Annotated in this window: 12 protein-coding genes, 1 pseudogene and 1 other annotated feature; of the genes and pseudogenes, 6 read left to right on the top strand and 7 right to left on the bottom strand. The window is 36.6% G+C overall.

The genetic code is table 11. From position 1 onward, the window contains the following. Positions 1 to 114: 114 nt before the first annotated feature. Positions 115 to 456 (bottom strand): annotated as a pseudogene (locus AC3IS5_RS04390) (S-layer homology domain-containing protein); the annotation flags it as partial. A 280-nt stretch (positions 457 to 736) separates the two neighbouring features. Beyond that, positions 737 to 1,366, bottom strand: a complete 630-nt coding sequence (locus tag AC3IS5_RS04385) for a Bax inhibitor-1/YccA family protein (protein ID WP_489426713.1) — start codon at positions 1,364 to 1,366, stop codon at positions 737 to 739. Between the two features lie 284 nt (positions 1,367 to 1,650). Here AC3IS5_RS04385 and AC3IS5_RS04380 point away from each other — a divergent pair, with 284 nt between their 5' ends. Beyond that, a complete protein-coding gene (locus AC3IS5_RS04380) occupies positions 1,651 to 2,547 on the top strand; it encodes a DMT family transporter (protein ID WP_489426712.1) in 897 nt (298 codons plus the stop codon). A 62-nt stretch (positions 2,548 to 2,609) separates the two neighbouring features. Here the strand turns inward: AC3IS5_RS04380 and AC3IS5_RS04375 are convergent, their stop codons facing one another. Further along, the gene (locus tag AC3IS5_RS04375) at positions 2,610 to 3,296 is read right to left on the bottom strand and encodes an ArsR/SmtB family transcription factor (protein WP_489426711.1); all 687 of its coding nucleotides are present in this window, start codon (positions 3,294 to 3,296) and stop codon (positions 2,610 to 2,612) included. A gap of 315 nt (positions 3,297 to 3,611) precedes the next feature. Between AC3IS5_RS04375 and AC3IS5_RS04370 the strand changes: the two genes are divergently transcribed. Further along, positions 3,612 to 3,920: a hypothetical protein gene (locus AC3IS5_RS04370; protein ID WP_489426710.1), complete on the top strand. Its 309-nt coding sequence runs from the start codon at positions 3,612 to 3,614 to the stop codon at positions 3,918 to 3,920. 185 nt (positions 3,921 to 4,105) lie between these two features. Here the strand turns inward: AC3IS5_RS04370 and leuS are convergent, their stop codons facing one another. The 4 genes from leuS to AC3IS5_RS04350 form a co-directional block, all read right to left on the bottom strand. Then, on the bottom strand, positions 4,106 to 6,520 hold the full coding sequence (gene leuS / locus AC3IS5_RS04365) for a leucine--tRNA ligase (RefSeq protein ID WP_489426709.1): 2,415 nt from the start codon (positions 6,518 to 6,520) through the stop codon (positions 4,106 to 4,108). Between the two features lie 96 nt (positions 6,521 to 6,616). Beyond that, positions 6,617 to 6,832 (bottom strand) — a binding site (T-box leader). Positions 6,833 to 7,065: 233 nt separating this feature from the next. Continuing rightward, on the bottom strand, positions 7,066 to 7,722 hold the full coding sequence (locus tag AC3IS5_RS04360) for a 3-oxoacid CoA-transferase subunit B (RefSeq protein WP_489426708.1): 657 nt from the start codon (positions 7,720 to 7,722) through the stop codon (positions 7,066 to 7,068). Positions 7,723 to 7,741: 19 nt separating this feature from the next. Then, positions 7,742 to 8,431 (bottom strand): CoA transferase subunit A, encoded by a 690-nt coding sequence (locus tag AC3IS5_RS04355; RefSeq protein WP_489426707.1) that lies wholly within the window; start codon positions 8,429 to 8,431, stop codon positions 7,742 to 7,744. A 128-nt stretch (positions 8,432 to 8,559) separates the two neighbouring features. Continuing rightward, the gene (locus AC3IS5_RS04350; protein WP_489426706.1) at positions 8,560 to 9,738 is read right to left on the bottom strand and encodes an MDR family MFS transporter; all 1,179 of its coding nucleotides are present in this window, start codon (positions 9,736 to 9,738) and stop codon (positions 8,560 to 8,562) included. A gap of 165 nt (positions 9,739 to 9,903) precedes the next feature. Between AC3IS5_RS04350 and mnmL the strand changes: the two genes are divergently transcribed. The 4 genes from mnmL (at position 9,904) to AC3IS5_RS04330 (ending at position 13,201) form a co-directional block, all read left to right on the top strand. Beyond that, a complete protein-coding gene (gene mnmL, locus AC3IS5_RS04345) occupies positions 9,904 to 10,863 on the top strand; it encodes a tRNA modification radical SAM protein MnmL/YtqA (RefSeq protein ID WP_489426705.1) in 960 nt (319 codons plus the stop codon). Continuing rightward, the gene (mnmM, locus tag AC3IS5_RS04340; protein WP_489426704.1) at positions 10,860 to 11,432 is read left to right on the top strand and encodes a tRNA 5-(aminomethyl)-2-thiouridylate-methyltransferase MnmM; all 573 of its coding nucleotides are present in this window, start codon (positions 10,860 to 10,862) and stop codon (positions 11,430 to 11,432) included. Before mnmL ends, mnmM begins: the two co-directional genes overlap by 4 nt. A gap of 157 nt (positions 11,433 to 11,589) precedes the next feature. After that, complete coding sequence (locus tag AC3IS5_RS04335) at positions 11,590 to 12,657, top strand: type III polyketide synthase (RefSeq protein WP_489426703.1); 1,068 nt, start codon at positions 11,590 to 11,592, stop codon at positions 12,655 to 12,657. 58 nt (positions 12,658 to 12,715) lie between these two features. After that, entirely contained in the window at positions 12,716 to 13,201 is a 486-nt protein-coding gene (locus AC3IS5_RS04330; protein ID WP_489426702.1) for an isoprenylcysteine carboxyl methyltransferase family protein, read from the top strand. Positions 13,202 to 13,214: the final 13 nt, after the last annotated feature.

The raw sequence follows: 13,214 nt of genomic DNA, 5'->3' as shown, positions 1-13,214 counted from the left end.
TACAAATGCTTGTACATCTTTATAAGCTTTGTTTTTCTTAGATACATCTGAGTAAGACAGATTTTTAACGGATTTTAGTTTATAGGCCTTTGTTAACATAGTCGCCATTTCAATCTTCGTTATTTTACCTTTTGGATTGAATTTTTTTGATTTCTTCCAAATTTTTTCGTCTACTAAAGTTGCAGCATATGGATATGCCTTACTCGATTTCTTTAAATCCGTAAATTTCGGATTTGGACGGTTCTTAGTAGAAAGTTTTAAAGCTTTCACGATTGCTTTCGCAGCATCTTCTCGTGTTACATAACTAGACGGTTTAAATTTGCTTCCTTTATACCCAGTCATTATTTTTTTCGAAACTACATACTCAATTGCTTTTTTGTTTGAGTGAGTTTTTGAAACGTCTTTAAACTTAACATTAGTTGCCGCAAATCCCGTTGAAGACAACGTTCCTACCATAAAGATGATTGCAATCAAACATGAAAATATCTTCTTATACATCGTACTTACTTCCCTTCTGTTGCTTTATTTACCTAAACTTTTATGTACAACTTTATTATAGTAATATAGTTAAAATTAGTTTAAAAGGACTAAAAGTACAATTTCTTATCAAATAAATGGATAATTTAATAAACCTTATATTACATTTTAAAATAAATTACTCAGTTAATTTGTATTATTCTCCATAAAAAAAGACAGGGAAAGCATCTCATTCATGCTTTTCCTATCTTTTTATCAGTTAATTTCGATCTAGTATATTTTTCAAATGGTAAATGAGTTTTAGTAGTTCTGTGAATAGGTTGATAAAGTCTAAGTATAGATTTAATGCAACGAGTGGCACTTCTTCACCACTAATATGACTTCGAGCAATTTGATTCATATCGTACAACGTATAACCTACAAACAGCAAAACACCAATTGCACTTGAAAAGACCATTACAATATCGCTAAAGCCGACGAAAATCGTAATGATAGAAAAAACGATGACACCGATTAATACGATAAACAAAAATTTGCCCCAGTTACCTAAATTGCGTTTAGTATTATAGCCAATAATACCAGCTACGATGAAGATTGCTGCAGTTGTACCGAAGATAACCAGCACTAGACCTCCACCTAATGCACCGATGTAAAATTGAAGCAAACTATATAATGTCACACCTGTTAAGAAAGCAAAAAGGATGGAGATCGATTTGCTCGCTTTTCTTGCAGCTCGACTAAACATAACGATTAACAGTAAGACAAGTGTTGCGATACTAATAGGCATTACTAATGATGCGGGAACGAATACCCCAGCAAATAGCCCGATTGCTGTGACTACCCATAGCAATGTGAAAAACCGAAGAACTTTCGGAAATTGTGATTCCATTAAATTTATCTCTCCTATATTGTTATGCTACTTCTAGTATAAATCTTTTTTGAAGAAATGTTTAATAGTATGGATATATCAAACTTCTTTTCCCTTTCTAACAATAACAAAATTCTTCTTTAGCTAAAAAATATAAAACTATAATGAGTTCACTCATCTTGCCTAGTTATTTACCACTATATGTTTATCTTACATTTTTGCATTCCATACTTCGATAACAGTTGAAATATTCAGCATTTATACTAGTTATAGATTAGTCATTATAATATGTAAGGAGATTAAATATGAATACTTTCAAATTTATACCGTTAATACTTTTAACGACATTTTTAATGGGTTCTTCTTTTGCAGTAGTTAAAATTGGTTTGCCTTATTCATCGCCATTGTTATTAGCAGCATTACGCTTTACACTTGCTGGAATCATCATGGCAATAATCGTGATTATTTTAAAAAGACCTCATCCAACTTCAAAGGAGAATTGGCTAAAGTTATTGATAATTGGTAGTTTGCAAACAGCTGGTGTTATGGGTTGTATCTTTTTAAGTTTACGAACAATTACGGCTAGTGAGTCCTCAATTCTCACTTTCACAAACCCATTACTCGTTGTAGTAATCGGCACGATTTTTTCTCAAATACGCTATAAATATTATCAATGGATTGGCGTTCTTTTCGGTTTAGTAGGAGTAAGTATTACGATGGGAGCGCAAATTGAATTCAAGATTGGTATTCTTTTCGGCATTCTATCTGCTGTTTTTTGGGCGATGGCCACATTATTAGCTAAAAAGTGGGGAGCATTTTTTGATAATTGGGTATTATCCGCCTATCAGATGCTGTTTGGTGGATTAATATTATTACTTGGTAGTTTTACTCTTGAAAAATCATTTTTCATTTTGAATAGTAATTCCATACTCATTTTATTATGGCTAAGCATTATGTCATCCATTGTTCAATTTGCTGTCTGGTATTATCTTTTACAAAAAGGTGATCCAGGGAAAACGAGTGCCTTTTTATTTTTAGCACCATTCTTTGGTGTGCTAACTGGTTGGTTATTATTAGATGAACCGTTATATCCTTCTCTTATAGTTGGTGGCCTATTTATTATTATTGGTATTTATTTGGTCAATAGAAATTTCAAGCAAAAAAACAATCTATTTCAAAGTACTGTAAAGGTAAATGAATAGCTTTCGTCCAATCTTAAAACTTTCGCCTTATCTACCTGAGGTGAGGGTTTTTCATTTCAACATTACATATTTATATTAAAATTTTGTTTGAAACCTACTTTTCCTTTTTCGGTAATTTTTACAGCACGTATAGATGGTACTCGAACTATCCATCCTAAATCAAAAAAATGTGTCATAAGTCCATGTCCTAAAGCACCAGCAAGATGATGTTGACGCTCACTCCAGTCTAAGCAAGCATGTGAAAATGAGCGGCGTTTTCTTTTAAGTATATCTAAATCAATGCCGAATTCAGTAAAGAAGTGTTCTCCTTTAGGAGTAACTATAAATTCTCTCTCTTCTTTTTTTAGATAACCTGAATTCAACATCGATTCGGTTAAGTTTATACCTAATTTACCAGCTAAATGATCATAGCAAGTTCTAGCTTCCTGAAGTAATTTTACTTGGCTAGATTGTTTTAATGAACGAACTTCAGGAGGTGGCGAAATGGCAAGAAACGATTCCAAAATACGTGCGACTTCTCCACCCGTCAGTTGATAATAGCGATGGCGTCCCTGTTTCTCTACTTTCACCAAATTACCTTCTACTAATTTTGCAAGGTGAAAGCTAGCTGTTTGAGGTGTTACAGCAGCCATATAAGCTAATTCACTGGCTGTATGAAAACGCCCATCCATTAAACTTGTAAGAATTGTTGCTCTTGATGTTTCTCCAAGGAGAGAAGCAACTTCAGCCACATTGGGATTTATACTCATTTCCAACACCCTTTCTGCATTCCATATTTCGATTATAGTCAAAGTATAGAACACTTACAATATGCACCAAATACATTGAGTCTTATTTGATCATCAACACCAATTTAGCCATTTTAATTTCCAAATAACTGCTCAATTTTAACGTTTCTTATTTAAAATCCTTAGCAATAACAGTTGAAAAATCTTTAAAATTTATACCACTTTATCTTTACACATTAATTTTCCCTGTCTTTAATTTTAAAATTAATTATCTTTGCAACTATTGTTGTTTTCAAACGTATATAGGGTATCATATCTAATCAGGAGGTCTTGTATATGTTCATAATCCCAACTATTATTGCTTTTTTATATGAACTATTCTTAGCTATACCTATTTTAGGTGGAGCTATTATGATTGGTTCTGGATATTCTGCTTTAACGACTGCGCTTGTTATTCACGTAATCGTTCTTGTTCTGCGCTTTGTTACTGGTCACTCAAAAGTTGTACCAATTTTAGCGATTATCTTAACTTTACTGACGTGGATCCCTATCCTTGGATGGACCATTCATATTTTAATCGCGGTTGCTTATTTCATTGATTTTTTTATGGGTTTAGGCAAAAGTTCAATTCAGAGAGATTTTTAAAATAATCAATTAAAAATACACAGTTTCAATTTCGCAAAATTGAAACTGTGTATTTTTGTGCGGACTAAATATGAAACCCCAGTATCCCTTGCGCTAGTAAAAAATAAAAAAACCACATCTTCTCTCCATGTTAAAGAGAAGATGTGGTTAATCTGCTAAACAGCAAAAGTATTAAATGTTGAAGCTTAAATCGCTACAATATTCACAAGTTTCCCAGGAACAGCGATAATTTTCTTAATTTCTTTACCCGCAATTAGTTCTGCAATTTTTTCATCTGCTAATGCAATTTCTTGTAAGTCCTCGCGAGATGCGTCTTTTGCTACTAAAATTTTGGTTTTTACTTTACCGTTTACTTGCACTACTACTTCGATTTCATCGTCAGTTAATTTCGACTCATCAAATGTTGGCCATGCAGCGTACGTTAATGTTTCTGCTTTACCAAACTTCGCCCATAACTCTTCTGCAATATGAGGAGCAATTGGCGCTAACATTTTAACGAAGCCTTCAGCATATGCTGTTGGCACGACATCTGCTTTGTAGCAATCATTGATGAATACCATCATTTGTGAAATAGCCGTATTGAAACGGATATGCTCGTAGTTTTCAGTTACTTTTTTCACTGTTTGGTTATACACTTTTTCTAAAGTAGTATCATCTGAGGCTTGGATTTTATCTGATAGCGACCCATCTTCATTGATAAATAGACGCCAGATACGATCTAAGAAGCGTCGTGCTCCATCAAGGCCATTTTCAGACCATGGAATAGATGCTTCAAGTGGGCCCATGAACATTTCGTAAAGTCGAAGTGTATCTGCACCGTGGCTCGCAATAATATCGTCAGGGTTTACTACATTCCCTTTTGATTTAGACATTTTTTCATTACCTTCTCCTAAAATCATCCCTTGGTTGAATAATTTTTGGAAAGGCTCTTTAGTTGGTACAACACCTAGATCGTACAATACTTTATGCCAGAAACGAGCATATAGTAAATGTAGAACAGCGTGCTCTTGACCACCAATGTAAATATCAACTGGTAACCAGCGTTTTAATAATTCTGGATCCGCAAGCATTTCATCATTTGTTGGATCAATATAACGCAGGAAGTACCAACTTGAACCAGCCCATTGTGGCATAGTATTTGTTTCTCGACGACCTTTTTTACCTGTTACAGGGTCAACTACATTTACCCACTCTTCAATATTCGCAAGAGGTGATTCTCCAGTTCCACTTGGGCGGATATCATCAGTTTTAGGTAAAATAAGTGGTAGCTCTGATTCATCAAGCGTTGTTACTTCGCCATCTTCCCAATGAATAACTGGGATTGGCTCTCCCCAATAACGTTGACGGCTAAATAACCAGTCACGTAAACGATAAGAAATTTTCTTTTCACCTACGCCTTTTTCTTCTAACCATTCAATCGCTTTAGCAATCGCTTCTTCTTTGCCTAAACCATCAAGGAATCCAGAGTTAACATGTTTACCTTCTCCAGCATATGCTTCTTTTTCGATATCTCCACCCGCTACAACTTCAACGATCGGTAAATCGAATTGTTTTGCAAATTCGTAGTCACGTTCATCGTGAGCAGGAACAGCCATGATTGCACCTGTACCATATGTTGCAAGTACATAGTCAGCAATCCAAATCGGCATTTTCTCACCATTAATCGGATTGACTGCATAAGCACCTGTGAAGACACCCGTTTTTTCTTTTGCAAGATCAGTACGTTCAAGATCAGATTTCATTTTCACTTCATCTAGGTATGCTTCAACTGATGCTTTTTGTGCATCTGTTGTAATTTCAGCTACTAGTTTATGTTCAGGCGCAAGTACTGCATAAGTAGCACCAAATAATGTGTCCGGGCGTGTTGTGAATACACGGAACGATTGATTTGTACCATCTACTGTGAATGCCACTTCTGCACCTTCAGAGCGACCAATCCAGTGACGTTGCATATCTTTAATATTTTCTGGCCAATCTACTTCTTCTAAATCGTCGACTAAACGGTCAGCATAAGCAGTAATTTTCAGCATCCATTGTTTCATAGGACGGCGTTCAACAGGGTGACCACCACGTTCTGATTTACCGTCAATTACTTCTTCATTAGCAAGTACTGTACCAAGTGCTGGGCACCAGTTAACAGCTACCTCATCAATATAAGCTAAGCCTTTTTTGTATAGTTGAACGAAAATCCATTGAGTCCATTTATAGTAGCTTGGATCTGTTGTATTGATTTCACGATCCCAGTCATACGAGAAGCCAAGTTCTTGAATTTGGCGTTTAAATGTAGCAATATTTTTTGCTGTAAATTCAGCAGGATCATTACCCGTGTCTAAAGCGTATTGTTCAGCAGGTAGTCCGAATGCATCCCAACCGATTGGGTGAAGGACATTATAGCCTTGCATACGTTTGAAACGACTTAAAATATCTGTTGCTGTATATCCTTCAGGGTGTCCAACATGTAGACCCGCTCCTGATGGATATGGGAACATATCTAGTGCATAAAATTTTGGCTTTGATTCGTCATTGACAGTTTTAAATGTATTATGTTCTGCCCAATACGATTGCCATTTCTTTTCGATCTCTTGATGATTGAAATTCAATGATTTCTCCTCCTTAAAATAATAAAACAAGTTTTTCCATTTATATTGTCATAATATTCCTATATTTTAGACAAAATAAAAACTCCCGTCCCTAGAAAAAGGGACGAGAGCTTAAAAAGGTTCCCGCGGTACCACCCAAATTAGTGTATTACACTCAACTTGACTCCTTAACGCGGAAAACGGCTTTGGTTACACTTGTATTCACCATTGCAGACTCCAAGGCGAGTTCAATTTATCCATTTACTAGCTCACACCACCCGCTAGCTCTCTTGAAAATCAAATAAATTTACTATTCCTTATCATAGTCTTGTTATATTTTAATCTAATTCTAATCGAATTGAGCCAAAATGACAAGCAATTTAATAATCATTGGAAATAAAAGGGTTAAGATACTCAAAATGAAATGTTCTTTATAATATGTAAAGGCTACGATTTCTACCCTATTTATATGTGAAGAAAGGATATCAATAATACACGTTTTATTTTTAATGTGAAAAAAGAAAGGCATATCCTACTTATGCCTTTCTTTTTATATAGAATAGCTCTTATCTAACAACTACATTTTCCTGTACATTTTCTATATTTAAATCGGCCCCAGTGGCTGCAACAACTTCTTCTACTGTATACCCTTCAAATACTTCTCTTAATACCAGTCCTGTAGGTGTTACATCAATGACAGCGCGATCCGTAATGATTTTGTCGACAACGGATTTTCCTGTTAACGGTAGCTCACAAGTCTTTTTAATCTTAGCAGAACCATCCTTTGCTACATGCTCCATTATTACAATAATTTTCTTTGCACCATGCACTAAGTCCATAGCTCCGCCCATACCTTTAATCATTTTCCCTGGAATCATCCAATTGGCTAAGTCACCTGTTTCAGATACTTCCATTCCACCTAAAATGGCTACATCAATATGGCCTCCTCGGATCATCGCAAATGATTCAGCATTGCTAAAAAAAGCAGAGCCAGGAATAGTTGTTACTGTTTCTTTTCCTGCATTAATCAAATCAGGATCTACCTCATCCTCTGTCGGATATGGTCCTATTCCTAATAATCCATTTTCTGATTGTAAAATTACTTCTTTATTTGAAGCTATATAATTAGCTACTAATGTTGGCATACCAATTCCTAAATTGACATAATTCCCGTCAGCAATTTCCTGCTCCGCACGACGAGCTATTATTTCTCTTACATTCATATCTCAAAGTCCCCTTTCTTTAAGAACGAATCATTAAGCGTTCAATTCTTTTTTCTTGTTTCGCCTGAACTAGACCTTGTACGTAAATGCTCGGTGTCTGAACTTGGTTAGGGTCAATGTCCCCCGGCTCCACTAGTTCCTCTATTTCAGCAATCGTAAATCGTCCAGCTGCAGCCATGATTGGATTAAAGTTTTGTGCTGTTTTGTTATAAATTAAATTACCAAAACGATCTGCTTTAGCTGCTCTTATTAAGGAAAAGTCTGCACGTAAGGCTTCCTCTAAGACATATTCCTTACCACCGAATATGCGTGTTTCCTTCCCTTCTGCAATAGGAGTCCCCACTCCCGCAGGTGTATAAAATGCTGGAATCCCTGCTCCACCTGCACGAATTTTCTCGGCTAGTGTACCTTGTGGTGTCAGTTCTACCTCAATCTCACCAGATAGTACTTGACGCTCGAATTCCTTATTTTCTCCTACATAAGAGCCGATCATTTTCTTTATTTGTTTTTTATGTAGCAGTAATCCAAGTCCCCAATCATCAATGCCACAATTGTTAGAAATGATGGTTAAGTCTTTCACTTCTTTTTCAACTAAAGCTAGAATGAGTTGCTCTGGAATACCAACTAAGCCAAATCCACCCACCATAAGTGTCATACCATCTTGAATATCAGCAATTGCTTCACTTGCTGAAGTATAAATAGGCTTCATCTTCACTACCCCTTTCTTTACTTGAATTTTCTCCCTCTTCCATTTTCTCAAACAAGTATCAAATATTCAAATTCTAGCAAATATATAAATTTATGTAGTATTTTATGCAAATAAAAAAACTGAGAATCTCAAAGACTCTCAGTTTTTTTATCTTTTAGTGGTCGATCATACATGACGTAAGGTACTATAGCAATCGCAAGGAAAATTGTTAAAACAATGAACATAATATGCATCCCTAATTGATCAGCTAGCACACCACCTATAAAGGGTCCGACCATTTTTCCTAACATCGCAGCACTATTTACAACCCCTTGATAAAATCCATCTCGTCCTTTGGGCGCTAACGTGCTAGCAATTGTAGGAATTGCTGGCCATACGAACATTTCACCAAAAGTCAAAATGATAATTGCGACCATGAACATTTGGAATGATTCTGCAAAGCTCACTACAATAAAAGATACGATGTAGATGGAAATCCCTAACACTAGTTGCGCTTTCATAAGATGTTCCAATTTTTTCACAATCGGATTAATCAGTGGTTGCCCGATTACAATCAATAAGCCATTTACAGTCCAAAGCAAACTATATTGCTTCAATGAAATACCTAAATCTTGTGTATAAGATGAAATTGTTGTCGTCCATTGTGAATAGGCAATCCAACTGAATAGGAAACCTGATGATATTATTAATAGTGCGATAAAAGAGGATTTATCTTTCACACGCTTACTTTCACTCAAAACAGATGTTGGCCCCATTGATTGTTCACCCATGGACCGGAAACCAAAAAAGGCAATGAAAAAGAACACTACGTACATTAGCAAATTCGCACTAAATAAATAGTCAAAGCTATACGACGCTACAACTCCTGCAAGAGCTGGACCAATCGCTACACCTAAGTTTTGAGCTAGGTAAATGGCATTAAATCCACGTCGCCCTCCTTCAGGCCAAGCAGTACCTACCATTGCGAACATACTTGGGAATACTACCCCACCACTAAAACCGATTAGCGTTAAAAACCACACGTAATGAGGCCATCCATGCCAAATTGTTAAGCCGATTAGACCTAAAATCGTCACGATAATTCCGAACATGATTGCCTTATAGCCGCCATAACGGTCAAATAAATAACCACCTAGTAAGTTACCAACAACACCTGCGGCAGCATTTGCCATTAACACAAGCCCCGCAACAGAAAGAGATTGCCCTAGATGATCATGCATATAAATTGTATTTAAAGGCCATAAAAATGAATTGCCTGTAACATTTACAAGCATACCAATTATTAAAAGCCAGACACTTTTTGGCATCCCCTTACCCCCATTGTTTCTTATAACTAAATAACCTTATTTCATTTCCACTATTTCAACAACCCCATTAAGCTTTTTTCTATTAATTTTCTTCACTTGAAACAAAATGATTCGATGAATAGGCCATTCCCATGTTAAAATAGTTCGTTAGAGGAGTGAAAACGCATGACTGAAAATTTATTTCCGTTCCCTTCGGATGGGAAACGTTATTATACATGGAATCGATATTTACGTGATAAGTTTGGTCACAAAGTATATAAAGTAGCTTTGGATGCAGGCTTTGACTGTCCAAACCGTGACGGCACTGTAGCATTTGGTGGTTGTACATTTTGTAGTGCAGCCGGCTCAGGTGACTTTGCTGGTGATCGCGTAGATCCAATTCCAGTTCAATTCGAAAAAATCAAACATAAAATGGAGCAAAAATGGAAAAACGGCAAAACGATGGCCTATTTCCAAGCGTATACAAATACACATGCCCCATTACCAATCTTAAAAGAGAAATTCGAAGCGGCTTTAGCTCAAGAAGGTGTTATGGGAATTAGTATTGCTACCCGACCTGATTGCTTGCCTGACGACGTTGTTGAATATTTAGCTGAACTTAACGAAAGAACTTATTTATGGGTAGAACTAGGTTTACAAACAGTCCATGAAAAAACAGCAACAATGATTAATCGTGCACATGATTTCGCGACTTATGTTGAAGGCGTCGAAAAATTACGCAAGCACAATATACGAGTATGTAGTCATATCATTAACGGGTTACCTCTTGAAACAAATGAAATGATGATGGAAACTGCACGAGCTGTCGCTAAACTTGACGTACAAGGGATCAAGATTCATCTACTTCATTTATTAAAAGGTACACCGATGGTTAAACAATATGAAAAAGGCATGCTTGAATTTCTGGATAAGGATGAATATATTAAGCTGGTAGCTGACCAACTAGAAATCATCCCTCCTGACATGATCGTACATCGAATTACAGGTGACGGACCTATCGACTTAATGATTGGACCAATGTGGAGTGTTAACAAGTGGGAAGTGTTAAATGGTATTGATGCTGAACTTGAAAGACGAGGTAGCTGGCAAGGGAAGTTTTATAATGCGGAAGTGCCATCTAAATGAAGCTTCAGCGCGTATTACAGTACACTAAGGCTTTACTAGCAGATACAGTTGTGGCTGGTGATTCTGTGGTTGATGCGACAGCTGGAAATGGTCATGATACAGCCTTTCTAGCAGAGCTTGTAGGCGCTACAGGGCGTGTCTATGCTTTTGATGTTCAGCAGCAAGCAGTTGACGCGACAAAGTTACGCCTTGAGGAAAACCAATTAGACAAACAAGCTACTGTTATTTTAGATGGTCATCAAAACGTTAAACACTATGTATCAGAGCCTATTAAAGCAGCTATTTTCAATCTCGGTTATTTACCTGGCAGCGAACATTCGATTGTCACAAAGCCTGGCACAACAATCGAAGCAGTCTCTGACTTATTAGACCTATTACATGTGGGTGGTATGATTATTCTCGTTGTTTACCACGGTCATGAAGGCGGCAAGGATGAACGCGATAAATTATTAGCTTATGTTAGTGACTTACCACAAAAATACGTTCATGTTTTACGTTATGAATTTATCAACCAAAAAAATGACCCTCCATTTATCATTGCTCTAGAGAAGATGAAGGACTTACCTTAAACGATTTACTACAATACAAGACTTCTATTACCGTTCATACAGGTGATGGAAGTCTTTTTTTATACCTTCCACCTCATTCATCTACAAAAAATACTTGAATAAAAGCCATTGCACATAGTGATACTGATAATATTCTATTTTTATAAGGAGAATCAGTATGCCAAAAATTCATGCAGTTAGTACATATAATCCACCCTTTACATTGGTACAAACTCAGGCTGAGCATTTTGTTCGCACTCTTTTTTCGCAAAAAATAAATCAACTAGAGCGCTATTTACGTGTTTTTGAAAATGGTGAAATTCTTAATCGCCATCTTACTATGCCAATTGATTGGTATAAACAAGATCACGATTTCGCCGAACGTAACCGACTTTACATTGAACACGCTGTCTCTTTTGGTGTTACTGCTATTGAGAGCTGTTTAGAAAAAGCTGGCGGTGTCAGTACGAAGGATATTGATGCCATTGTATTTATCTCTAGTACTGGCATTTCAACACCAAGTATTGATGCTCGTATTATGAACAAACTCCCTTTTTCTGAACATGTTGTACGAATTCCTATTTGGGGACTAGGTTGTGGCGGTGGTGCCGCAGGAATTAGTCGGGCTAATGACTACTGTATTGCCCACCCTGCTTCAAAAGTTTTAGTACTATGTATTGAGCTTTGTAGCCTTACTTTCCAAGCGAATGATTTAACTAAAAGTAACCTTATAGGCACATCCCTTTTCGGAGATGGTGTCGCTTGTGCGCTCGTTTGTGGGGATGCTGTCATGGCATCTTCTCGCCAGCCACTACCCGCTATTAAAGCTACTGCTTCCAAATGGCTACCAAACTCAGAGGATGTCATGGGATGGGCTGTTGAAAATACAGGCTTTCATGTCATATTCTCCAAAAGTATTCCTAGCGTTATCGAAAATTGGCTAGCCCCTTTTGTAGAAGAATTTTTACAAGCTAACAAAACAGGGCTTTCAAACCTCAATCATTTTGTAGCACATCCGGGTGGAAAAAAAGTATTGGCTGCTTATGAAACTGCTCTACGAATAGATTCGCAATTACTTATACCAAGTAAAACCATATTACAAGATCATGGCAATATGTCTTCTCCTACTGTTTTATATGTATTAGAAAAGACAATGACAGAGTATGCTAATAAAGGAGATATTGGCTTAATGGCCGCTTTAGGACCTGGTTTTAGTGGAGAACTATTACTCTTAGAATGGAAGTGATGACTTGCTATTTTCTATCGTCTTCATACTAATTTGTTTACAACGCATAGGAGAATTAATGGTTGCAAGGTCAAATGAGCGCTACCAAAAAAAACAGGGGGCTATTGAAGCTGGACAGGGGCATTATCCACTCATCGTGATATTGCATACTCTCTTTTTATTTAGCTTACTTGTTGAATATTTATGGTTCAAACCTCCACTGAGCCCGCTATGGCCTTATCTATTAATTGCTTTCATCACGCTACAATTTGCACGTGTTTGGGCGATTCAATCACTTGGTCGTTTTTGGAATACGAAAATCATTATTTTGCCCGGAGCCAAACTAGTAAAGCGAGGGCCATATAAATGGATGCCACATCCAAATTACGCCATTGTCGCTCTCGAAATTGCCATTATACCTCTTATTTTCCAAGCATATTTCACTGCTATTATTTTTACGTTGCTTAATTTTGGAATGATGCTTATACGTATTCCGATAGAAGAAGAAGCACTTTCACAATATAGCAATCATCCTTCTAATGAACCTGATAAAATTTCCAGTTAATATAAATAACCTC

The organism is Viridibacillus sp. KH_047 (assembly GCF_057838945.1).
Note: the sequence above shows the minus strand (reverse complement) of the source record. Positions and strands in the feature narration are given on the sequence as shown.

Bases quoted from the DNA above. Each gene is read 5' to 3' on its own strand.
- AC3IS5_RS04385 (WP_489426713.1), bottom strand. From the start codon at position 1,366: ATGGAATCACAATTTCCGAAAGTTCTTCGGTTTTTCACATTGCTATGG.
- AC3IS5_RS04380 (WP_489426712.1), top strand. From the start codon at position 1,651: ATGAATACTTTCAAATTTATACCGTTAATACTTTTAACGACATTTTTA.
- AC3IS5_RS04375 (WP_489426711.1), bottom strand. From the start codon at position 3,296: ATGAGTATAAATCCCAATGTGGCTGAAGTTGCTTCTCTCCTTGGAGAA.
- AC3IS5_RS04370 (WP_489426710.1), top strand. From the start codon at position 3,612: ATGTTCATAATCCCAACTATTATTGCTTTTTTATATGAACTATTCTTA.
- AC3IS5_RS04360 (WP_489426708.1), bottom strand. From the start codon at position 7,722: ATGAATGTAAGAGAAATAATAGCTCGTCGTGCGGAGCAGGAAATTGCT.
- AC3IS5_RS04355 (WP_489426707.1), bottom strand. From the start codon at position 8,431: ATGAAGCCTATTTATACTTCAGCAAGTGAAGCAATTGCTGATATTCAA.
- AC3IS5_RS04350 (WP_489426706.1), bottom strand. From the start codon at position 9,738: ATGCCAAAAAGTGTCTGGCTTTTAATAATTGGTATGCTTGTAAATGTT.
- mnmL (WP_489426705.1), top strand. From the start codon at position 9,904: ATGACTGAAAATTTATTTCCGTTCCCTTCGGATGGGAAACGTTATTAT.
- mnmM (WP_489426704.1), top strand. From the start codon at position 10,860: ATGAAGCTTCAGCGCGTATTACAGTACACTAAGGCTTTACTAGCAGAT.
- AC3IS5_RS04335 (WP_489426703.1), top strand. From the start codon at position 11,590: ATGCCAAAAATTCATGCAGTTAGTACATATAATCCACCCTTTACATTG.
- AC3IS5_RS04330 (WP_489426702.1), top strand. From the start codon at position 12,716: ATGGTTGCAAGGTCAAATGAGCGCTACCAAAAAAAACAGGGGGCTATT.